The 21,203-nt window shown below is 39.6% G+C and carries 23 protein-coding genes and 1 pseudogene; 19 read left to right on the top strand and 5 right to left on the bottom strand.

Annotated elements, in window-relative coordinates:
• Positions 1-532, bottom strand: a pseudogene (locus tag JWP71_RS09850) (dihydroorotase); the annotation flags it as partial.
• A 67-nt stretch (positions 533-599) separates the two neighbouring features.
• Between JWP71_RS09850 and JWP71_RS09845 the strand changes: the two are divergent.
• The 18 genes from JWP71_RS09845 (at position 600) to JWP71_RS09760 (ending at position 16,398) form a co-directional block, all read left to right on the top strand.
• A complete protein-coding gene (locus tag JWP71_RS09845) occupies positions 600-1,946 on the top strand; it encodes a DEAD/DEAH box helicase (RefSeq protein ID WP_299499198.1) in 1,347 nt (448 codons plus the stop codon).
• Positions 1,947-1,949: 3 nt separating this feature from the next.
• Entirely contained in the window at positions 1,950-2,216 is a 267-nt protein-coding gene (locus JWP71_RS09840; RefSeq protein WP_299499196.1) for a hypothetical protein, read from the top strand.
• 6 nt (positions 2,217-2,222) lie between these two features.
• Entirely contained in the window at positions 2,223-2,552 is a 330-nt protein-coding gene (gene gldC / locus JWP71_RS09835) for a gliding motility protein GldC (protein ID WP_299499194.1), read from the top strand.
• A gap of 7 nt (positions 2,553-2,559) precedes the next feature.
• Positions 2,560-2,967: a hypothetical protein gene (locus JWP71_RS09830; RefSeq protein ID WP_299499192.1), complete on the top strand. Its 408-nt coding sequence runs from the start codon at positions 2,560-2,562 to the stop codon at positions 2,965-2,967.
• 233 nt (positions 2,968-3,200) lie between these two features.
• Entirely contained in the window at positions 3,201-3,884 is a 684-nt protein-coding gene (locus tag JWP71_RS09825; RefSeq protein WP_299499190.1) for a heme exporter protein CcmB, read from the top strand.
• The gene (locus JWP71_RS09820) at positions 3,872-5,074 is read left to right on the top strand and encodes a carboxypeptidase-like regulatory domain-containing protein (protein ID WP_299499188.1); all 1,203 of its coding nucleotides are present in this window, start codon (positions 3,872-3,874) and stop codon (positions 5,072-5,074) included. Before JWP71_RS09825 ends, JWP71_RS09820 begins: the two co-directional genes overlap by 13 nt.
• Positions 5,075-5,200: 126 nt before the next feature.
• Complete coding sequence (locus JWP71_RS09815) at positions 5,201-6,403, top strand: carboxypeptidase-like regulatory domain-containing protein (RefSeq protein WP_299499186.1); 1,203 nt, start codon at positions 5,201-5,203, stop codon at positions 6,401-6,403.
• 67 nt (positions 6,404-6,470) lie between these two features.
• Positions 6,471-7,136, top strand: a complete 666-nt coding sequence (ccsA, locus tag JWP71_RS09810) for a cytochrome c biogenesis protein CcsA (RefSeq protein WP_299499200.1) — start codon at positions 6,471-6,473, stop codon at positions 7,134-7,136.
• Positions 7,136-7,345: a CcmD family protein gene (locus tag JWP71_RS09805; protein ID WP_299499184.1), complete on the top strand. Its 210-nt coding sequence runs from the start codon at positions 7,136-7,138 to the stop codon at positions 7,343-7,345. Before ccsA (JWP71_RS09810) ends, JWP71_RS09805 begins: the two co-directional genes overlap by 1 nt.
• Before the next feature lie 18 nt (positions 7,346-7,363).
• Positions 7,364-8,800, top strand: a complete 1,437-nt coding sequence (locus tag JWP71_RS09800; RefSeq protein ID WP_299499182.1) for a Glu/Leu/Phe/Val dehydrogenase — start codon at positions 7,364-7,366, stop codon at positions 8,798-8,800.
• A gap of 514 nt (positions 8,801-9,314) precedes the next feature.
• Complete coding sequence (locus JWP71_RS09795; protein ID WP_299499180.1) at positions 9,315-11,018, top strand: gliding motility-associated C-terminal domain-containing protein; 1,704 nt, start codon at positions 9,315-9,317, stop codon at positions 11,016-11,018.
• A gap of 101 nt (positions 11,019-11,119) precedes the next feature.
• A complete protein-coding gene (locus JWP71_RS09790; RefSeq protein ID WP_299499178.1) occupies positions 11,120-11,530 on the top strand; it encodes a cytochrome c maturation protein CcmE in 411 nt (136 codons plus the stop codon).
• A gap of 3 nt (positions 11,531-11,533) precedes the next feature.
• Positions 11,534-11,944 carry a cytochrome c maturation protein CcmE gene (locus tag JWP71_RS09785; protein WP_299499176.1) on the top strand — a complete coding sequence of 137 codons (411 nt, stop codon included), beginning with the start codon at positions 11,534-11,536 and terminating at the stop codon, positions 11,942-11,944.
• Positions 11,945-11,952: 8 nt separating this feature from the next.
• Positions 11,953-14,427 carry a cytochrome c biogenesis protein CcsA gene (ccsA, locus tag JWP71_RS09780; protein ID WP_299499174.1) on the top strand — a complete coding sequence of 825 codons (2,475 nt, stop codon included), beginning with the start codon at positions 11,953-11,955 and terminating at the stop codon, positions 14,425-14,427.
• Positions 14,428-14,466: 39 nt separating this feature from the next.
• Positions 14,467-15,249, top strand: a complete 783-nt coding sequence (locus tag JWP71_RS09775; protein WP_299499172.1) for a Rossmann-like and DUF2520 domain-containing protein — start codon at positions 14,467-14,469, stop codon at positions 15,247-15,249.
• A 19-nt stretch (positions 15,250-15,268) separates the two neighbouring features.
• Positions 15,269-15,601: a 2Fe-2S iron-sulfur cluster-binding protein gene (locus JWP71_RS09770; protein WP_299499169.1), complete on the top strand. Its 333-nt coding sequence runs from the start codon at positions 15,269-15,271 to the stop codon at positions 15,599-15,601.
• Between the two features lie 26 nt (positions 15,602-15,627).
• Positions 15,628-15,870, top strand: a complete 243-nt coding sequence (gene iscX, locus JWP71_RS09765) for a Fe-S cluster assembly protein IscX (RefSeq protein ID WP_299499167.1) — start codon at positions 15,628-15,630, stop codon at positions 15,868-15,870.
• 6 nt (positions 15,871-15,876) lie between these two features.
• Positions 15,877-16,398, top strand: a complete 522-nt coding sequence (locus JWP71_RS09760) for an HAD hydrolase family protein (protein WP_299499165.1) — start codon at positions 15,877-15,879, stop codon at positions 16,396-16,398.
• Between the two features lie 85 nt (positions 16,399-16,483).
• Here the strand turns inward: JWP71_RS09760 and JWP71_RS09755 are convergent, their stop codons facing one another.
• Entirely contained in the window at positions 16,484-17,743 is a 1,260-nt protein-coding gene (locus JWP71_RS09755) for a serine/threonine-protein kinase (RefSeq protein ID WP_299499162.1), read from the bottom strand.
• A 217-nt stretch (positions 17,744-17,960) separates the two neighbouring features.
• A complete protein-coding gene (locus tag JWP71_RS09750) occupies positions 17,961-18,755 on the bottom strand; it encodes a winged helix-turn-helix domain-containing protein (protein WP_299499161.1) in 795 nt (264 codons plus the stop codon).
• Positions 18,756-18,969: 214 nt separating this feature from the next.
• Here JWP71_RS09750 and JWP71_RS09745 point away from each other — a divergent pair, with 214 nt between their 5' ends.
• On the top strand, positions 18,970-19,758 hold the full coding sequence (locus tag JWP71_RS09745; protein ID WP_299499159.1) for a sialidase family protein: 789 nt from the start codon (positions 18,970-18,972) through the stop codon (positions 19,756-19,758).
• Positions 19,759-20,344: 586 nt separating this feature from the next.
• Here the strand turns inward: JWP71_RS09745 and JWP71_RS09740 are convergent.
• Both JWP71_RS09740 and JWP71_RS09735 read right to left on the bottom strand, forming a co-directional pair.
• Complete coding sequence (locus tag JWP71_RS09740; protein ID WP_299499157.1) at positions 20,345-20,938, bottom strand: dihydrofolate reductase family protein; 594 nt, start codon at positions 20,936-20,938, stop codon at positions 20,345-20,347.
• Between the two features lie 53 nt (positions 20,939-20,991).
• Positions 20,992-21,201 carry a hypothetical protein gene (locus JWP71_RS09735; RefSeq protein WP_299499155.1) on the bottom strand — a complete coding sequence of 70 codons (210 nt, stop codon included), beginning with the start codon at positions 21,199-21,201 and terminating at the stop codon, positions 20,992-20,994.
• Between the last annotated feature and the right edge of the window lie 2 nt (positions 21,202-21,203).

Below are 21,203 nucleotides of genomic sequence, written 5' to 3'. Positions count from 1 at the left end.
AATGCGTGGCAATAAGCATTGGCGATTGTGCGAAAAGATTCTCCAGCGTAGCGGGATTATCAACCAACATATTCCCCGTAGATGAACCCATGAAAACTTTGATGCCGCAAACACTTTTAACGTCGGTGCGCAATACCTCATCCAAATTATCATTAGATGCACCCATAAAGAACGAGTAGTTGGCTAATGATTTGTTAGCTGCAATTGCATATTTATCTTCCAGTAATTGCCGGGTTAATGTATTGGGGACGGTATTAGGCATTTCCATAAAAGACGTAATCCCCCCGGCAACTGCCGCGCGCGATTCTGAATAGATATCACCTTTATGTGTTAGTCCCGGTTCACGAAAATGTACCTGGTCGTCAATAGCACAGGGAAAAAGATGCAACCCTTCGGCATTGATCACTTTATCGGCAGCAATATCAATTTGTTTGTCTATGCGTTCAATCAGGCCATCTTTAACCAAAATATCAGCAATATATTGCTTGTTTTCATTAACTATAGTGGCTGATTTGATAAGTATAGTGCTCATAAGGCAAATATATGCATCTCCTTTTTACCTTTTCCCTTCACCACAACAAAAACCCTATCTTTGCCCCATGGCAGTAACATTCGAGGATCTTAAATTTAACCGGCAAATTTTAAATGCTATTGCTGATGCCGGTTATACCGAAGCTACGCCGGTACAGCAAAAAGCTATCCCGCCAATATTAAACGGGCAGGATGTAATGGGTATAGCGCAAACAGGTACCGGTAAAACGGCTGCCTATGTTTTGCCCATAGTAATGCGCCTTAAATATGCACAGGGCGACCACGCGCGCGCCCTAATTATTGCTCCAACACGTGAGCTGGCCATGCAGATTGAAGAAAATGTAAAAATTTACTCCAAATACACCGATCTGCGTACCGTTTCTGTATATGGCGGCCTTGGCCCCAAAACGCAAATAGAATTAATAAATAAAGGGGTAGATATTATAGTTGCTACCCCTGGCCGTTTCATGGATATTTATTTAGCCGGACACATTATTACCAAAACTTTGCAGGTTTTAGTGTTAGACGAGGCCGATAAAATGATGGATATGGGCTTTATGCCACAAATAAACCGGATATTGGAAGTTGTGCCGCTTAAACGGCAAAACCTGCTTTTTTCTGCTACCATGTCTGATAAGATACATGAGCTGTCGGCAAATTTTCTGGAGTTTCCAACAGTTATTGAGGTTACACCACAAGCTACACCGGCACAAACAGTAATCCAGAAACTTTACCATGTGCCAAATGTAAAAACCAAAATAAACCTGTTGCGTGAGTTGCTAAAAGACGAGGGCGACATTACCAAGCTTATGGTGTTTTGCAAAACCCGTATGGCTGCCGAGGACGTTTACAAGTTTTTACTCCGCAAGTTTGGCGAAAAAGAGGTTAAGGTATTACATGCCAACAAAGGGCAAAATACCCGTATTAATTCCATGAATGCATTTAAGAATGATGAGGTTAAAATATTGGTAGCTACTGATGTTGCCTCGCGTGGTATAGATGTGAGTGATGTAAGCCATGTAATAAATTTTGATGTACCCGTAGTAATTGAAGATTATGTGCACCGGATTGGGCGTACAGGCCGCGCGTTGCAGTCGGGCGAGGCTATTACTTTTTGCAATCCTGCCGAAGAATATTATTTAAATAAAATACAAAAACTAATAAGGCAAACTATACCTGTGCTTGCTATCCCTGCTGGGGTATTTGTAGAAGCAACCCCTTACGAAGAAAAACAGGATCAGGACAGGGAGATAGATATGCAAAAACGTAAGGACGACCCTGATTTTAAAGGCGCGTTCCATGAAAAGAAAACTTTGAATCAACGTAAGAAGTTTGATGCCGAAAAAGCCAAACGCACCGGATCTGGTGGCCCGCCTAAAAAGAGCAAGCCTAAATCTTTCAGAAAAAAGCATTAACTAATGAAATTAAGAATTACCCCCTTAAACTTTGCCACCGCGTTTTTTTTATTTTTAGCCGTATACATCTGGATAAACGGTGCTGCTATTACGGGTATGACATTTACCCACCTGGGCGGTGCCATCAGCCTGATATTTTTGCTGTTTGCATTTGTAGTGTCATTTATGGATATAATGTTCCGTAATTTTTTTCCAGACCTCAAAAAAATATGGCTAATTGAATTAAGCTTTATAGCTTTGGCAACTATTATATTTTTACTTGTTAAATAACTATTAATGAAGACCGCCGAAATAAAAATCACCGTAGCGCTTGACGATAATAATGTTCCTGAAAAAATTTTATGGGAATCGACAGACGCTGTTAATAAAGAAGCATTGCCTGTATCATCTTTCATGTTGGCCCTATGGGATCCAAGTTACAAAAATACCCTGCGTATTGACCTTTGGACTAAAGAGATGCCTGTTGACGAAATGAAGCGTTTTTTTTACGAAACACTGCAAACCATGGGCGATAGCTTTTTACGCGCTACAGGTGAAACAAACATTGTAGAAGACTTGCGCGATTACTGCGCCCACTTTGCCGATAAAATGGAAATAACCAAATAGTAACTTTATGAGATTCCCGTCCCTGATATCATTTATTGGTTTTGTGTTGTTAATGGCTGGCACCTGGTGCCCGTTGTTACGCCCTTTCCATTTGTTTAATTGGGATGTATATGATCTTAATCGCCCCTACGGTATGGTAATATTGCTCATATCTGTTGTGGGTATATTGGGTGTAGTATTAAACAGAATAAAACTGGTACGGTTTACTGCATGGCTCTCGTTAGTATTAGTATTGCTTTTATTTATAGCCGCGTTTATGAAAGTGCATACCAGCTTTAGCTTTATACCATTTAAATCATTCGCGGGGTTTTTAGCAAACCAGGTAAAATTTAAGTGGGGGTGGTATTTGTTGTTCGCGGGCCCGGTTATAGCTTTGGCCGGTACTTTGGCAAAATCATCAAAATACTCCAGGTAGTTTTTTAGCGATTTAGCTATCCCGTTAAGCGCCGTAATGCTACAATAGCCGGGCAATCACGAAGAAGGGCGTGTACTGTCCCACGGACACTTGGGACACCTGGGACACCTTGGGACACTTGATGTTAATAAATGTTAAAATACATTATTTTTTATCTATAAACAGGTTTTTGCCGCTTAATTTTTAAGCACTACACCTGTTTAACTAATCTCTAATTACTACTTTTACGCCTAATGAAACTCATAGATCAAACCTGGGAGCTTTTTAAAAAAGAAGTGGTGTTAGAGTGGCGCTCAAAATACGCGTTTAACGGCGTGCTGCTGTACGTGGTTTCAACCGTGTTTGTTTGTTATATCTCTTTTAGCCTTACCCCTGGTTTTGATAAAAGTACAGGTTATAAAGTTGTATGGAACGTGCTGTTTTGGATCATCATTCTGTTTGCATCGGTAAATGCTATAGCCAAAAGTTTTGTACAGGAAAGTAAAAGCCGGTTGCTATATTATTATTCAATTGCCAGCCCGCACGCTATCATCCTATCTAAAACTATATATAATATTTTGCTGATGTCATTACTTAGTATATTAGCATTGATAGTATACCTGGTTTTTTTTAACAATACCATTGGCGACCCTTTATTTTATTTCATAACCGTATTGCTGGGCAGCGTTAGTTTTTCTACAGTGTTTACCATGATATCTGCCATTGCATCAAAAGCCGGTAATAACGGCACCCTCATGGCTATACTAAGCTTCCCGGTAATTATTCCTGTTATTTTAATATTGATACGTCTTAGCAAAAGTGCTATGGACGGAATAGAGCGTAGCTTAAGCTATGGTAATATTGGAGTTTTATGTCTTATAAATGTTATTGTTATGGCAACAGCCTTGTTGCTTTTTCCTTATATATGGCGCGATTAATAAAGTTAATAATACTCCTGTTGTGCCCGGTAATTACTTTAGCGCAAAGCGTCGTTATTACAGGCAAGGTACTACGTGCTGATACAAAAGCGCCCTTATCGCATGCAAGTGTTTTTTTAGGTAATTCTTCTTTCGGCACAACTACTGCCGATGATGGCACATTCACAATAAACGGCATCAGGCCGGGGCAATATAATCTTATTGTAACAACTGTTGGTTTTGAAGATAAGGCCCAACCCATTTCAATAAGTAGTGAGCCTGGTAATCTCACTATCGAACTATCGCCCAAAAATATTCAGCTTAAAGAAGTAAATATTTCTACACTTTCAAAAGCCGATCGTAAACTCGCGCTCGAGCGGTTTAAAGCAGAATTTATTGGTGAAGATGACAATGCCAAAGATTGTAAACTGATTAACCCCGAAGTATTGAATTTTTCATTTCATCAAAATAAAAAGGTATTAGAAGCGTTTTCTGATGAGTTTTTTATAGTGGAGAACCGTGCATTGGGTTACCGTATTAAATTCCTGATGAAGAAATTTAATAGTGATTTTTTAACCGGAAGTGTTATTTACCAGGGCCAGCGGATGTTTGAGCAATTACCCGGAAAGGAATCTCAAATGAAAAAATGGCAAAAAAAGCGCGACGAAGCTTATTATGGTTCGGCAATGCATTTTTATAGATCGTTATATAGAGACAGCCTGGCGACCGCAGGTTTTAAAATTTACCGGCTTACCCGTACAATTAATCCCCACCGACCATCGGAAGAGATAATTCAACAAAATTTAACTAAAGCTAAAGGAACTGACGATAATGCATTTCTTAAATGGACCAACATAAAACTTTCACCCAAATACTCTGTACAAACATTAGGTAAAGAGCAACTGGCTATAAAAGATGTACTACGAAAAACAGATCAGCAGGGATTATTTGCTCTTACATTTGCAGATTATTTGTATGTAATTTATACTAAAAAATGGGAAACCAATTATTTTAGAGATCTATACCGGGAACCTTATATGCTTAATTACGAAACAACTATTATAAGCCTGTTGAACAATGACCGGTTAGTGTTTTTTGACAGAAACGGTACCACAGTTGGCGATAGTCCGTTATACGAAGGTACCTGGTCAAAGGCACGCCTTTCAACCATGTTACCTGTTGATTATACACCGGCGAATAATCAACCATAAATTTAGGTATACCGGCGGATGATAAAAGATTACATTATAACAGTTTTAATACTTGTTTTTCATCTATAATTCATTTGTAAATGTTTTATTAGCATTTTAAAAAAAAAAGCTTATTATTAATTATAAATGCGGCTATCCCTATTAGTTTTTTTGCTTTTTTTATGGCCTGTTCTTACAAAGGCTCAAAATGAAAATATAACCGGCAAGGTAATAGGTAAGGAAACTAAATCTCCGGTATCAAGAGCAAGTGTTTTTTTAAGCAATTCATCATTTGGTACAATAACCTCAGCCGATGGTACTTTTAGTTTGAGTAAAGTAAGGCCCGGGCAATACACACTTGTAGTAACAGCAATAGGTTTTACTGATTATACCAAAACTGTATTAGTAGGCGATGAGCCAATAAAGCTAAGTATAGAGATGGAGCCAAAGGTGATTCAACTGCGTGAAGTAGTTATTTCTGGTAATAAAGGCGATTGGAAACGTAACTATGAGCAATTTAAAAGAGAGTTTATTGGTACGGATGAAAATGCTAAAAACTGCCAGGTAATTAATCCCGATGTACTTAACCTAACTTATTATAAAACACAGCAGGTATTAGAAGCAGATGCTGACCAATTTTTAATTGTAGAAAATCGCGGACTTGGTTACCGGGTTAAATTTTTGCTGAAAAATTTTAAAAGCGATAAAATTGCAGGCAATATATCATACGAAGGGCAACGGCTTTTTGAAGAATTACCTGGAAATGAGGCGCAGAAAAAAAGATGGCGCATTAACCGGGATCTGGCCTATTATGGATCGCCAATGCACTTTTATCGCGCGCTTTATACAGATAAATTAAAAGAAGAGGGCTTTGATGTACGGAAATTGACCCGTTACCCTAACACTGATCGCCCATCGGATGAAGTTATTCATCGTAAAATAGAAATGTTTACTTCTTTAAGAAGGGGTGATTCGGTTAATCACTACATCGAACTTTCTAACCTTTCAAAATATGCCCATGAGCGGATAGCCACAGTTCCGTGGGCTTCGTTCGAGTTATTAAGATCAACACAGGAAACAGGCATATTTGCTATTACCTACCCCAACTATCTATATGTGATTTACACTAAAAAGAGGGATGAGACCAACTTTAAGGATATATATCGCCCTTTGGATATGCCTAATTATGAAATAAGCGTATGTACACTATTTAATAACCCTCCTTATTCTTTATTTGATAAGAATGGTGTAGTTGTTGGCGAAAGCCCCTTATATGAAGGGAGCTGGTCTAAGCTGCGATTATCAGAACTGCTGCCTGTTGATTATGAGCCATCTGATAAGCCAAAATAGGCGCAGTACTTTTAGTAAGGCACAATACAAATAATTAGTACATTTGCCTGTAATTAATATGAAATTTATATATCAAACATGGTGGAAAGTTATAGCTGTTGTGCTGGTACTTTCCACGTTAATAACAGGCTTGTTGTTTTCTGTTCCTTCTTTACCTGTTCTTCATGAAACTATACGTAATCTATACTTCCATGTTCCAATGTGGATGGGAATGCTTTCGGTATTTGTAATATCTGTTTTTTTTAGCATTATGTACCTAAGAACTGGTAAAGAAGAATATGATCTTGCATCAATAGAATGCGTAAATACCGGTCTTGTTTTTTTTACTTTGGGTTTGATAACCGGGATGATTTGGGCCAAATTCACCTGGGGCGAATTTTGGAGTGGTGACCCAAAACAAAATAGTGCTGCTATTGCCTATTTATTATACTGTGCCTATGTAGTGCTCAGAAACTCAATTGACGAGGAACAAAAGCGCGCAAAAATATCTGCTATTTATAATATTTTCGCTTTCCCTATTATGCTTGTTCTGATATTTATTTTACCAAGAATGACAGATTCTTTGCACCCGGGCAGCGGCGGTAATCCTGCATTTGGAAAATATGACCTCGATAATGGTATGAAAATAGCTTTTTACCCCGCAATGTTAGGCTGGAGTTTTATAGCCATTTGGATTGCAACTTTGCGTTACCGTATACGTTTGATAGAAAATAAAAGAAACAACCCAAATTAATGAAGAAGTTTATAATTTTAGCAGTAATGCTGGTAAGTTTTGTAACCGCTTTTGCACAGCAAAGCCAAACTGTAGAAATGGCCGATACTTTTCGCAGCTCAGGTAAAATATATGTAGTTATTGCGGTAATAGTTATAATTTTTATTGGCTTAGCTATTTACTTGTTTTCTATAGACAGGAGATTGAAAAAAATTGAAAAAGAAAAATAACCTTATTAATACAAGATTATGGCTACAAACAATTCCGTTACAAATCAGGATACCCACTTTTTTGCCGATGTATGCTCAAACTTTGATTTTGCAGCACAATTTACCAAGCATGATGCAGGTCTTTTAGATCAGATAAAATCATGTAACAGTGTTTACCGTTTCCGTTTCCCAATACGCAGGGGTAATGGCTTTGAAGTGATAGATGCATGGCGGGTTGAACACTCACAGCACCAATCGCCAACAAAAGGCGGTATACGTTACAGCGAAATGGTTAACGAAGATGAAGTAATGGCCTTGGCCGCCCTCATGACCTATAAATGTGCTATTGTTAACGTTCCTTTTGGAGGTGCTAAGGGTGGTATTAAAATTAACCCTAAAAACTATACTGTTCAGGAACTTGAAAATATTACACGCCGTTATACTGTAGAGCTGATAAAGAAAAACTTTATAGGCCCCAGCATTGATGTTCCTGCTCCTGATTATGGATCGGGCGAACGCGAAATGAGTTGGATAGCCGATACTTATGCCACCATGAATCCGGGCCAGTTAGATGCAATGGGAGCGGTAACAGGTAAACCTATTGCTTTACATGGTATTGCCGGTCGGCGGGAAGCCACAGGCAGGGGAGTAGCTATTGCCACCCGCGAATGCGTGAGCATTGGTGAGGATATGCAGAAAATTGGGTTAACACAAGGTATATCAGGCAAAAAAGTTATTGTGCAAGGGTTAGGTAACGTTGGTTATTATTCGGCTAAATTTCTTTCAGAATTTGGTGCTTTAATAGTGGGCTTATGCGAATTTGAAGGCGCAATTTATAATGCCGATGGTTTGGATATTGAAGCAGTATTTCAGCACCGTAAAGCAACCGGCTCAATTTTAGGTTACGCGGGTGCAAAGCAAGAATTTAAAAACACGCTGGAAGGTTTAGAACAACCCTGCGATATTTTAGTTCCGGCAGCGTTAGAGAACCAGATAACTGTTGCCAACATAAAAAATATAAAAGCTAAAATTATAGTAGAAGGTGCAAATGGCCCAACCAGCCCCGAAGCCGAAGCCATATTTCATGAAATGGGTGGTATTGTTGTTCCGGATATGTATGCAAATGCAGGTGGTGTAACCGTATCATACTTTGAGTGGCTTAAAAATTTATCACACGTAGCTTTTGGCCGCATTAACAGGCGCTTTGAAGAAAACTCAAATCTTAACCTGGTAAATATGGTTGAAGGTATTACAGGTTTAGCCTTAACACCGTTACAACGCGCCACTATAGTTAAAGGAGCTACTGAACTTGAATTGGTAAATTCAGGATTAGAGGATACTATGATCCGTTCTTATCATGAGATAAGAGAGACCTATAAAAGCATTAATAAAATAGATGGCATGCGTACAGCTGCATTAGTAGGCGTTATTAATAAAATAGCTGTCTCTTATCAGAATTTAGGAATCTGGCCATAATCGGGCCGAATCACAAGGTTAAACTTATTAGTTTTATTGTTTAAGGCCGGCGTAAGTCGGCCTTAATTGTTTATATGCTTTTAGCATAATGTGATTTATTAATTAAAACAACCAAGTACATATAAATAGCAAATGCATTAAAATAATAATAGACATTATTAGAAAAGGCTCCGATGGAGCCTTTTCTAACTTTATAGCTTTTTTCTATAAACAGGCGACTCCTCCGGAGTTCAAATGCCCGCTTTGTGCTTTAGCAAATATTGGCTCCGGAGGAGCTCCCTGTGTTTATAGAAGGACAAGACAAACTCCAGAGTCAAATGTCCGCTTTCTTTCAGCAAATATTGGCTCCGGAGGGGCTCCCTGTTTATAGAAGGCAAGACAACCCGATTTGGGCTCCTATTGGAGCCTCCTTATATATGCGATACGCTTTAAGTTATTTTAATGCGTCTGCCCTAATTAAATAGCGTATTTTTAACATTACCTGAATTAATTTTTTACCTTTAATTCACTAAATGTGAGCGGATTGTATAGAATATTATTGGTTTTGTTTTTGCTGGCAAGTGTTGGAGCCTTTGCGCAGGTCCCGCCCAATATTGGCTTTGAAAAGGGCACATTTGAAGGGTGGATATGCTCTACAGGGTCAATTAATGCTAATGGAGACATTCTAGTTGGAGGAACCCAACCAGTATATAACCAGCATACCATAGTTGGCGTGAAGACTTATGATAAGTATGGCAACTTTCCTACACTTTGCCCAAACGGCAGCAAGTTTTCTGTTAGGTTAGGTAATGATAGAACCGGTGCAGAGGCCGAGCGTATAAGTTACCAATTTGTTGTACCACCGGGGCTAGCCTACAGCCTTGTTCTTAACTACGCGGTTGTTTTGCAAAACCCTGGCCATGAAAGCTATCAGCAACCTAAGTTTGCCGCCAGGATTTATGATTATACAGATTCAAAATACATTACATGCCCATATTTTGATTTTGTGGCATCAAACGAATTGCCGGGATTTAAAATATCAAATGTAGCTCCGGATGTAGATTCAACAAGAAATACCGGGCCATCCACTATCTCTTATAAAGAATGGTCTGCAACAACAATTAATTTAGCCGGATATGGCGGGAAAACAGTAGTTCTTGAATTTACCACTAATGATTGTACAAAGGGGGGGCATTTTGGCTACGCTTATATTGATATAAATGAAGAAGGAGCACCGGCCATAACCGGCAGCGCCTATTGCGACGGGCAACTTGCTATTACTTTGCATGCACCCAACGGGTTTTATGGTTATAAATGGTTTAAAGACAATGACTTTACACAATCCGTGGGTGATGGTGAAACGCTGACACTTAATCCGGCACCGCCAAATTTAACTAAATACGCGGTTGCTATTGCTCCTTATACCGGTTTGGGTTGCCCCGATACTTTGTATACTGTAGTTAATAAAATAGAAGAAAATTTTATTTTAAATTTAGTGGATACCGTTTATGCCTGCCAGGGCGCGGGGGCTGATCTTACCGCGGCATATGTAACCGCCGGAACAAGCGATAACACTACTTTTAAGTACTATACTAATCCGGTTACTTTAGATTATGTATACAACCCAAAATCTGTTGAGACAGGCACTTATTATATACACGGAATAAATGCCGAAGGTTGTGAAAATATCCTTCCGGTGCATGTTGTGCTTAAAGATGCTCCCCTCGTCAAAATGTTAGATCCATTACCTGTGCAATACCCACAAACTGTTGATCTATCAAGGGTTTATCAACCCGTAAGCGGCCAAACGTATAGCTATTATACTGATTCTGTGGCAACTATTCCTGTAGCTGATTATAAAAATATATCGGCAAGCGGCAAGTATTATATTAAAGCAGTAAATACTATAGGTTGCACAACTATTACTTCTACCGCTGTATTAATAAAACCACCGGCAGCTTATAAAATATTGGCGCCAAATATTTTTACACCTAATAACGATGGGGTAAACGATCATTTTTCTGTTCAGATAGATGGTTTTGTATCATTTGGAAATGTTAAAATATTTAACCGTTACGGGCAGATGGTATTTACAGCCAATTCAACTTATGACGTATGGGATGGAAATTATAAAGGGCAGGCCCTGCCACCCGGAGCATACTACTGGGTATTTGAAGGTACAGACCTATACTATCATACTAAAGTTACCAAAGCAGCTTCAATTACCATTGTGCGATAATTGTTAAGAAGTATTCTAAATAATATATATGTGTTGTAATAAACATTATTACCTGTACGTTTTGTATTTTTGTAAACTTGAATTACAGAAAATAAACCACAATGAAAAAATCTTCAATATTTGGTCTTGTTGTTATAGCAATAGCTATTGCAGTTATTATAAGTGTATATTCTACTTCGAGCACCTACGGTTCATTTAAAGATGCTAAAAGTGCAGATAGCGAATTGCACATTGTAGGACATTTAAATAAGCAAAAGCAATTGTTTTACGATGCTACCAAGGATGCCAATTATTTTTCTTTCTATATGAAAGATAATAAAGGTGAAGAATGCAAAGTTGTATTTACCGGCAGCAAGCCACAAGATTTTGAACGCTCAGAACAGATAGTTTTAACCGGACAAATGCACGGTAATGAATTTCATGCATCAAAAATATTAATGAAATGCCCGTCTAAATATACTCAAGACAAGGTAGAAATTACAGAGGCCAAAGCAAAACAGGCCAGCATATAAGCTATGAAAAAAAGTTCTATCTTAGGTTTGATTGTTATTGCTATATCTATTGCTGTTATTATTAGCACCTATGGTAGCACAAGCACATATGGGTCAATAGCTGACGCACGTAAAACAACTGACGAATTGCATATTGTAGGGCATTTAGACCTGAAAAGAGAAATGCATTATGACGCTGTTAAAGATGCTAACTACTTTACCTTTTTTATAAAAGACAGTAATGGCGAAGAATGCCAGGTTGAATTTACGGGCGCTAAACCGCAAGATTTTGAACGGTCTGAGCAAGTGGTAATGGTGGGTAAAATGGATGCAGGTAAATTTCATGCTTCCCATATAACGCTTAAGTGCCCGTCAAAATACACACAGGACAAGGTAGATTTTACAGAATTTAAGGCTAAAGAGGCCAACATATAATTTATTTAATGGATACATTTAAAGGCGAACACCTTTTACCGGGCCACCTCGGTCAGTTCTTCACTATTTTAGCATTTGGCTCGGCCTTATTTGCAGCAATCAGCTACTATTTTGCAACTATCAATCCCTCAGATACTTCCTGGAAACGCCTTGGGCGTATAGGTGCTTATATCAACACCGCTTCGGTTATAGGCATTGGCATTTGCCTTTATTATATCATTTTAAATCATCTTTTTGAATATTACTACGCCTGGGAGCACTCATCAAGAGCGTTGCCTGTTCATTATATTATTTCAAGTTTTTGGGATGGACAAGAAGGCAGCTTCTGGCTGTGGACCTTTTGGCAGGGAGTTTTAAGCTGTATATTAATATGGAAAGCCAAATCATGGGAAACCCCGGTAATGGCGGTTGTATCCTTATCGCAAGCCATAGTAGCCACTATGCTGATAGGGGTAGATATATTTGGCCAGCGTATTGGTACCTCGCCGTTTATTTTGCTGCGCGAGGCTATTAACCTTAAAGAATCGGCACCAATATTTGCTACCAACCCGGCGCTTTACCATAACTATTTAAGCTATATTAAAGACGGTAACGGCATGAACCCGTTATTGCAAAACTATTGGATGGTTATACACCCGCCAACCTTGTTTTTGGGTTTTGCATCAATGGTTGTTCCGTTTGCTTATGCAATTGCCGGTCTTTGGCAAAAACGCTATACCGAATGGATAAAGCCAGCTATATCTTATTCGCTCTTCGCGATGATGGTTTTAGGGACAGGTATTATCATGGGTGCGTTTTGGGCCTATGAATCATTATCGTTCGGCGGTTTCTGGGCATGGGACCCGGTAGAAAATGCTTCTATAATTCCATGGTTAATATTGGTTGGCGCTGTGCACGTAATGATTGTATATAAAAATACAGGTCATTCCTATTTTACCGCTACAATTTTAGTGTTAACCAGCTTTGTGCTGGTACTGTACGCATCTTTCCTTACCCGTAGTGGTGTGTTGGGTGATACATCCGTTCATGCATTTACAGATGCCGGTATGTTTTGGCACCTGGTTGCCGATGTGGTTATATTTTTAATATTAGCTATTGTTCTGTTAGCTATCCGTTGGAAAGAATTGCCACGCACTAAAAAAGACGAAGAAACCTATTCGCGCGAGTTTTGGATGTTTGTAGGTGCTATATTTTTATGCTTATCATGTTTTCACCTGGTGGTAGTATCATCTATACCTGTTTGGAACCTGATGTTTGGCACCAAAGTGGCACCGCCGTCTGATCCGATAAGGCATTACAATATTATACAGGCTTCATTTGCAGTGGTAGTTACCTTGTTAACCGGCGTAACACAGTTCATGAAATATAAGAAGACAGATATTACTAAATTCTTTATTACTTCTGCAATTTATTTAATACTTGCGGGGGTAATTACCGGGGTTATAATATATGTAACCGGAGTTTATAAACTTCAGTTTGTTTTTATCCTGATAATGGTAGGCGCCGTTTACTCCATATTGGCTAATGCGAAAGTATTCATAGAGGCATTAAAAGGCAAAGTAAAACTGGCCGGTTCGGCAGTTGCGCATATTGGTTTTGGATTGATAATGGTAGGCGCGCTAATTTCAGCAGGAACCAGTAAAGTGATATCAGAAAACACAAGCGGCGACCAATTTTCCAGCGATTTTGTAAAAACCAAAAATAATCCTAAAGAAAATATCATCCTGTATAAAAACACGCCTGTGCAAATGGGTAAATACCTGGTAAGTTATGTTGGCGACTCGATATCCCCGCCAAACCATTATTTTAAGGTGAATTATAAGGTTGTAGACGCTAATGGTAAGGTTACAGAGGAGTTTATGCTAAAACCCAATGCCCAGGCTAATATGAAGATGGGATTGATCTCGTCGCCGGATACTAAGCATTATTTATTTAGTGATCTGTACACACATGTTAATATGTCTAACGCCATTACTGTTGGCGAAGGCACCGCAGAAGCAGGGCATGATGAAGCTGATGATGATAAGAACTACGAAACACCTTTAGTTTACGAAGTATCTCCTGGCGACACCATACGCTTTAGAGAAGGGTATATGATATTGGAAAGCATTGCTAAAAAGGATCATATATCAGATATTACTTTAACAGATAAAGACATTGCCATAGGTGCCAAACTGCATGTGGTATCGCATGATAAATCATACGAGGCCGAGCCTGTTTATATGATAAGGAGCAATAATGCATTCGACTTTGCCCGCAAGGTTGATGATGCCGGTTTAAAGCTTCGTTTCACCAAAGTTATTCCGCAAAAAAATAAAATAGAAGTTACCCTTTACCAACAGCCCGAAAGTGCTAAAAAATGGATAGTAATGCGCGCCATTAAGTTTCCGGATATTAACTTCCTGTGGTCTGGTACCATTATTATGGTGATAGGTATATTGCTGTCTATATTTAGAAGAAACAAGGAGCTGAAGCCCGAGTAATATTAACTAACCTCGCAATGACGCGTATTTGAATGAACTATGCATACCACAATCATCGGTTCGGGCAATGTAGCCACTCATTTGGCAGCCGCGTTTAAAAATGCAGGGCACCGCATTGTGCAGGTCTATAGCCGTAATATGCAAAACGCCGCTTTGTTGGCGTACCACGTAAAGGCCGAACCGATTGACGATATCACCAATATAGACCCCAATACCGATCTGTTTGTTATTGCCATTAAAGATGATGCCATAGGCTTAATAGCAGAGCAGCTGGCATCTTATAAAAAATTAATGGTACATACATCAGGCGCTACAGATCTATATACTTTGCTGGCTTTTTCTGATAACGTTGGCGTTTTTTACCCGCTGCAAACTTTTAGTAAAACCAAAGAGGTTGATTTTAGGAACGTTCCTTTATGTATTGAAGCTGCTGATGAAAACATAGCTAAACAACTAACGGCACTGGCACAAACCATAAGTAATAAAGTTTACCTGATTGACTCCGCGCAACGCAAAATATTGCACCTGGCAGCAGTATTTGCCTGCAATTTCCCCAATTACCTGTATACCATCGCGCAGCAAATTTTAGCCCAACATCAGCTTGATTTTGAATTGCTGAGACCGTTAATATTAGAAACTGCCCAAAAAGTGCAAGTTGGCCTGCCGGCAACTATGCAAACCGGCCCTGCAGCCCGCAATGACGGGATTACCATGAATAATCACCTGCAATTGCTAAAAGATACACCTCATTTACAGGAACTTTACACTTTATTAAGTCAGGATATTATCAAATTGGATAAAGGATCGCACGGGGATAAGTAATTTTGTTACTTTTGCCAAAATGAATATTTTTAAAGTAAAAATAAACTTTGAAGAGGCAGGGCATGACACCGTTGAACTGCCAATTGCCGAAGGAGAGTCTGTGTTGGATGTATGCCTGGAAAATGGCATTGAGTTGCAACATAATTGCGGCGGCGTGTGCGGTTGCAGTACCTGCCATATATATGTAAATAATGGAATGGATAATGTCCAGGAAATTTCTGATAAGGAAGAAGATTTTATAGACCGGGCAGTTAATCCACGCATTAATTCAAGATTAGGCTGCCAGTGTGTGATGATTGATGGCGATATTGAAGTTACTTTGCCAAACCAGTCGCAGTTTTTGGGGCATTAATAAGTTATAAGCATTAACATAATAAAATGACAGACGAAAAATTTGCCTTGCCGATACATTGGAATGACCATGAAGATATTGCCATGTCGCTTTATGAAAAGTTTGGTGATGATTTTAATGAATCAAAAATATACCGCATCCGCTTTACCGAACTATTAGAATGGGTACTTGCGCTGCCAAATTTTGAAGGCACACGCGAGCAATCAACCGAGGGCCACCTGGAACAAATTCAATCTGCCTGGGTTTATGAATGGCGGGATAATCAGTAACTGTAAATGGAATCATTTTTAACTAAGCTAAAAGATATTACCACCTTTATTTTTGATGTGGATGGGGTATTAACAGATGGTTCTGTATTTGTTACTGAGACCGGCGAACAAACCCGTGCTTTTAATATTAAGGACGGTTATGCTTTGCAATTAGCTGTAAAATGCGGTTATAATGTTTGTGCAATTTCAGGCAGTCGGTCAAAAACTGCTATATATCGTTTAAACAGCCTGGGTATTACCGATGTGTTTATAGGCGCTCACATAAAAGTTAACAAGTTTAAAGATTACCTCGAATCAAAGCATATCCTGCCTAATAATGTGTTATACATGGGCGATGATATTCCTGATTTGGACGTAATGAAATTAGCCGGTTTGCCCGTTTGCCCCGCCGACGCTGTCGAAGAAATTAAAGCTGTAAGCCAATATGTATCTCCACTTGGCGGCGGCAAAGGCTGTGCCCGCGATGTGATAGAAAAAGTACTCAAAGTACAGGACAAGTGGATGAGCGAAGAGTCTTATAGCTGGTAAGTCAAGTCAAAAGTATTAAGTCAAAAATCAAAAACCTCCTCCGCCCTTGTTGGTGTTATAAATCCGAAAATCTGTTTTTATCACTTTAGAATAATCCTAAGAACTTCTTTCTTTTCGGCTTCGCATATTTTTTATGCGAACGGATAAGTGCCCGCTCGTAGTTAGCCAGTTTTGCACTGTCGCGGGCTGTAAGGCTTTCGTTTAGTATTGTATCGGTATTAAATTTGGAATACTGTACTACCTTAGACCCGTATTTTGGACGGGTTACCCAAAAAGGTTGGTATGGGGTAACGGTTATGTATTTTACCTTTTTATGGAATAGGCCCACCAGCGCAAACGTGACCGCGAGCAAAAAAATTGCAAGTCCCCCAAAAAATACCCGACGGGGAAGACTTATATTGTTGCCAGGGGCGGCAGTTTGAATTGTTATTGAATCCGACTCCGGCTGGTGCTGTAGCAATGCCGCTTGCAATTGCTCACCATTTGCAAACCTTTTTTGCGGGTCTTTTTCCAGGCATTTATAAATTACCTGTAGCATTTGCGCCGGCACCTGCATCTCCTGTTCTTTTGTAGTAACCGACCAGGCATCCGGCAAATTTTTGCGCCTAAGTGCCTTCAGATCAGGTACTGCCGACTCCATGTGAGCGATCATCACCGTGTTGCGCGATGTTTCGCCGTTATCTGCCAGCGGAAAGGGTACTTGCCCCGCCAGCAATTCATATAAAATTACGCCATAGCTATAAATATCTGTTTGAAAAAGCATGGCCCCGGTGTTCTGCTCGGGAGCCATAAATTCAATGGCACCTGCATGACGCATGCTGGTGCGCCGTTGCTCGTCAGACATGATGGCCATCCCAAAGTCAAGCAGCACATAGTTGCCCGAATGGATATTATATTTTACATTATTGCTTTTAACATCACCATGTTTAACCCCAAGCTTATGGCAATGCGACAGTGCATTAGCCAATTGCCCGGCAACCTTGATGGTTTCATTGATGGTGAATATTTTTTCATGCGGCGGTTTCAACAATTCTTCCAGATCGGGGCCGTCTATATATTCCATCTCGATAAAAGGGAAAGAACCGCTTTCTGTAAGGCCAAAATTTAATATCTTCACCACGTTGGGGTTGGGCACCTCATTTACCTTTTTTAGTTTGGTAACCTCATTTTCAAAAGCTTTGAGGTTCTTATCGCTTTTATCTTCGGTAAAAATGGGGGTTGGCAATATTTTTACGGCACTTATAATGGGACCCATGCGGCGACCTTTATAAACCGAGCCCTGCCCACCGGTGCGCAAAGCACCCATATTCTCTAAACCTTCTGTAATGGTAAAAACTTTGCTCATGGTTATTTAACAAGCGATAAAGCTATAGTTACGCAATAACAACCGGCTTACCATTATGTTAGGGAATAAAATTATATAATCGGCGCAATGTTAAAGTTAACCAGCTGATGCCTTCGCTTGTTTTTGAAAGGAACAAAAAACTAACTTTTTCGCTTGCGCCCTTGTTGGTGTTATCACCAACAAGGGCGCGGATCAGTTCGGAGCGGAAAGGTTCTTTTTAAGACCTAATTTCAAGCTTATATCCTTTTCTTCGTATAACAACAATGTTGATATTCGAATCAAATTCCAATTTTTTTCTAAGTTTTGATATGAACATATCCAGACTTCGCCCAACGATAACACCTTCATCCTCCCATATCTCTTTTTGCAGCCGGCTTCTCTCTATAGTCTCGTTAGGAGACAACGCGAAAATGCGCAGCACACGGGTTTCTGTTCCGGTCAGGTCTATCGTTTTTCCGTTGAGTATGAGTTTACGATTCTTCACGTCGAATAATAACGAGCCCAAAGTAACCGTACCGCTATTCCCATCATCCGGTAAGTTATTCGGCGACTTGCCTGATCTCAAAAAAAGAAAACCAACAAATGCTAAAAAGGGCAGGCTGCCCAAAAGATATCCGGTTTTTGCTGTAATTACCCCCGATGGTTTAAATTTAATGTTGATCATGTAGCATGCTTTGGGTTGCACCCTTCCCCTACAAGCTACAATATCATCTTTTTTATTGTTAGATATAGCATATCCATAGGCTACACTGGAGTTGCCACAGTTCAGAACGTTAACTACATAATCACGTGCCAGCGGGTCTTTGGCTAACAAACGCCGGGTAGTATTCACCAGGGAGTCCGGTTGAAAAGTAAGCTCATTCTCGAACGTGATCTGGTATTCATTTTCCGAGATCTTTTTTACTGGCAGCACCCTTGATTTACTGTCGCCCGACTGTGTGAGTAGTTCATCTCCTATCCGGCGAAGCAAAACTTCCCTTTTTGCAGCATCAAAATCGTTATTATCCTCCATACTGAAAGCCACGCAGATCATAGAGCCAAATAAGAGGAGCAACAATCCGCACAGGTACTTACGTTTCCCGGACAGGAGATTTCGGCTAACAAGCATAATGTCAATATTTTATTTACAAAGTTTACATTTTTATTTACAATCCCGATTCTTCAGACGGAAATATATCAAAGTAATTTCGTCGAATCAATTTTAACAGGATATGAAAAATAAAAAAATGAAAAGATTATTTGTGTTTGTTCCGGCCATCCTCATGGGATTATTTCTACTCAATTCTTTTGTACTAAAAGGAAACGAAGCAAAAAAGAAACTAATAAAAGAGGGCAAATCATTTTTTGGAGTGAAGCTTGCCGGTAAGCGAGCGACAGATCCATTCGCGCAAGACTCAATATTTAACCCAAACAGCAATAAGTCGGCGCTTGTAAAAACTATATTAAAATCTACCGATGGCGGCCAAACCTGGCGGGACATCAGCAAAACGCCACCTGAAATTGAGTTGCCTGCATCTCAGAGTAATATCGTGAAGGCCGAAGGGGTTCAGATTGCGACAGGCCAAAAGGGTATCAAGAGATCGACAGATAATGGTAAGCATTGGGAATGGGTAATCGCCGAGGGCGGCGTGGGTATAACTGTTGAACGCATAAACGGGGGATTTGCTGCCATATCCTATAACACAGCAACCAGATCCAGAAGGATACGCATTTCATTGGATAAAGGAAAAACCTGGCAAGCAATTGACGAGGGACTTCGGCCTTCTTCGTTCATTTCATCTATTAAACAAATTGGGCAGTATTTAATATGTGGTCATCCGGACGGCATATTCCGTTCATCTGACATGGGTAAAACGTGGAAGAGGGTTCTTTGCGGTGTTAATAACAATGATAATAACAAGGAATTTAAATTTTCACAAACATGGAATAGTCCTCCCAGTGAACCTAAAAAGGTATTTAGGTTATATGTTTCCGATAATGTACTGTATGCGGTAGTGGTGCCTGCCGGATGCTGAAAATAACACTATTGACGGTGATATCAGCGTAAACTGTGGAGTTACCGATATCTTGTATTTAACATTATTGCCAAGGCGGTTATAGAGTGGTATAGCTATGTGCTTGGCCTACGCTTGTTGGTGATAACACCAACAAGTGCGCGGGAACTAGTTTGATTTACGGTTTATAGTCTGTAGGTTTATAGAAAACCCCCTTAAACCAAATACAATGGAAGAAACTAAATTTAAAGTCGGCAAACGAGTTAGACACAACTCCACTAAGGACGCACCATCTATGGTGATAATCGAAATAAAAGACAAAGTCAATATTTTTGGCAATCTACACTGTCGTTATTGGCAGAATGATGAATTTGTGACAAAGTCGTTTATAGAATCGGAACTTAATCTACTTGCTGATGTTCAGCCATAGAACTGATTAAGTCAAGAATTTTATTTTTTTGCTTATCCGTATCCAAGACTTGGTTTGAATCGAGCAATTGAAAAGCCCTGATAATTTTTCAATTGCTTCAGTCACTTTTGATAAATAATCTATTATCATTTTTCCGCCCTTGTTGGTGTTATCACCAACAAGTACCGTTATCTTGTTTTAAGCTCCAATAGTACCCGTCTTAACTTTTCCGGCTCGTTTGTAATTAATAAAGATAACTCCGCTTGGTGTAACCAAACTCTCTGTTACTGTAAATGCTGCCGGAATGGTGCCATTGTCAAACAACTTTTTTCCTTCACCAAGCGTCACGGGGTAAATTTTGAGCCAGAGTTCATCCACCAGATCATGCTTCAGCAGTAGCTGAACGAGTTGGCCGCTGCCCCAAACTTTAATGTCAGACCCTTTCGAATTTTTGAGCTTTTCGATATCTGCCACGCTTTCAAGAAACATTGAGTTTTGCCAATCCGACTTTTTCATGGTGTTGGATAGGACGTATTTTGTTACATCATTGATACCTGGCCAATGTTCCGCATGCTCGGGCCAGAAAGCGGCAAAAATGTCAAATGTTTTTCTGCCCAGCAGAATATCTGTAGGTTCCATCTGTTTTTGCATGGCCTTACCAGAAACTTTGTCACCATAAGGTGCACTCCAGCCGCCATATTCGAAACCGCCTGATGTGTCTTCCTCGGGTCCGCCGGGTGCTTGCATTACTCCATCTAATGAAATAAATTCTAACACAATTATTTTTCTCATGTGTATATCGTCAGTGATTATAGTGCTGACGCCGCACTTTCATGTTTTTGCTGTTAATCTAACACCTCGCATTTAAATCCAGATTCCCTTACAAGCAGCATCACGTTTAACCCCTCAATGTCATCGCCTTCAACCCTAAGTACCTTATCGCAATCCTCAAGGTCAAAATTTATTTTAAACGACGGGTATGCTTCAGACAACATACAAAGCACCATTTTGCTTTGTGCCTTTTTCTGAACGTTTGTTTTAAAAACTTCAACCATTT

The organism is Mucilaginibacter sp., assembly GCF_028287845.1.
Taxonomy (GTDB): domain Bacteria; phylum Bacteroidota; class Bacteroidia; order Sphingobacteriales; family Sphingobacteriaceae; genus Mucilaginibacter.
This window is presented reverse-complemented; position numbering and strand designations above follow the sequence as displayed.

Bases quoted from the DNA above. Each gene is read 5' to 3' on its own strand.
- JWP71_RS09750 (WP_299499161.1), bottom strand. From the start codon at position 18,755: ATGGAGGATAATAACGATTTTGATGCTGCAAAAAGGGAAGTTTTGCTT.
- JWP71_RS09820 (WP_299499188.1), top strand. From the start codon at position 3,872: ATGGCGCGATTAATAAAGTTAATAATACTCCTGTTGTGCCCGGTAATT.
- gldC (WP_299499194.1), top strand. From the start codon at position 2,223: ATGAAGACCGCCGAAATAAAAATCACCGTAGCGCTTGACGATAATAAT.
- JWP71_RS09785 (WP_299499176.1), top strand. From the start codon at position 11,534: ATGAAAAAAAGTTCTATCTTAGGTTTGATTGTTATTGCTATATCTATT.
- JWP71_RS09745 (WP_299499159.1), top strand. From the start codon at position 18,970: ATGAAAAGATTATTTGTGTTTGTTCCGGCCATCCTCATGGGATTATTT.
- JWP71_RS09755 (WP_299499162.1), bottom strand. From the start codon at position 17,743: ATGAGCAAAGTTTTTACCATTACAGAAGGTTTAGAGAATATGGGTGCT.
- JWP71_RS09760 (WP_299499165.1), top strand. From the start codon at position 15,877: ATGGAATCATTTTTAACTAAGCTAAAAGATATTACCACCTTTATTTTT.
- JWP71_RS09790 (WP_299499178.1), top strand. From the start codon at position 11,120: ATGAAAAAATCTTCAATATTTGGTCTTGTTGTTATAGCAATAGCTATT.
- iscX (WP_299499167.1), top strand. From the start codon at position 15,628: ATGACAGACGAAAAATTTGCCTTGCCGATACATTGGAATGACCATGAA.
- JWP71_RS09775 (WP_299499172.1), top strand. From the start codon at position 14,467: ATGCATACCACAATCATCGGTTCGGGCAATGTAGCCACTCATTTGGCA.
- JWP71_RS09845 (WP_299499198.1), top strand. From the start codon at position 600: ATGGCAGTAACATTCGAGGATCTTAAATTTAACCGGCAAATTTTAAAT.
- JWP71_RS09770 (WP_299499169.1), top strand. From the start codon at position 15,269: ATGAATATTTTTAAAGTAAAAATAAACTTTGAAGAGGCAGGGCATGAC.
- ccsA (WP_299499174.1), top strand. From the start codon at position 11,953: ATGGATACATTTAAAGGCGAACACCTTTTACCGGGCCACCTCGGTCAG.
- JWP71_RS09740 (WP_299499157.1), bottom strand. From the start codon at position 20,938: ATGAGAAAAATAATTGTGTTAGAATTTATTTCATTAGATGGAGTAATG.
- JWP71_RS09830 (WP_299499192.1), top strand. From the start codon at position 2,560: ATGAGATTCCCGTCCCTGATATCATTTATTGGTTTTGTGTTGTTAATG.
- JWP71_RS09825 (WP_299499190.1), top strand. From the start codon at position 3,201: ATGAAACTCATAGATCAAACCTGGGAGCTTTTTAAAAAAGAAGTGGTG.
- JWP71_RS09735 (WP_299499155.1), bottom strand. From the start codon at position 21,201: ATGGTTGAAGTTTTTAAAACAAACGTTCAGAAAAAGGCACAAAGCAAA.
- JWP71_RS09815 (WP_299499186.1), top strand. From the start codon at position 5,201: ATGCGGCTATCCCTATTAGTTTTTTTGCTTTTTTTATGGCCTGTTCTT.
- JWP71_RS09800 (WP_299499182.1), top strand. From the start codon at position 7,364: ATGGCTACAAACAATTCCGTTACAAATCAGGATACCCACTTTTTTGCC.
- JWP71_RS09805 (WP_299499184.1), top strand. From the start codon at position 7,136: ATGAAGAAGTTTATAATTTTAGCAGTAATGCTGGTAAGTTTTGTAACC.
- JWP71_RS09840 (WP_299499196.1), top strand. From the start codon at position 1,950: ATGAAATTAAGAATTACCCCCTTAAACTTTGCCACCGCGTTTTTTTTA.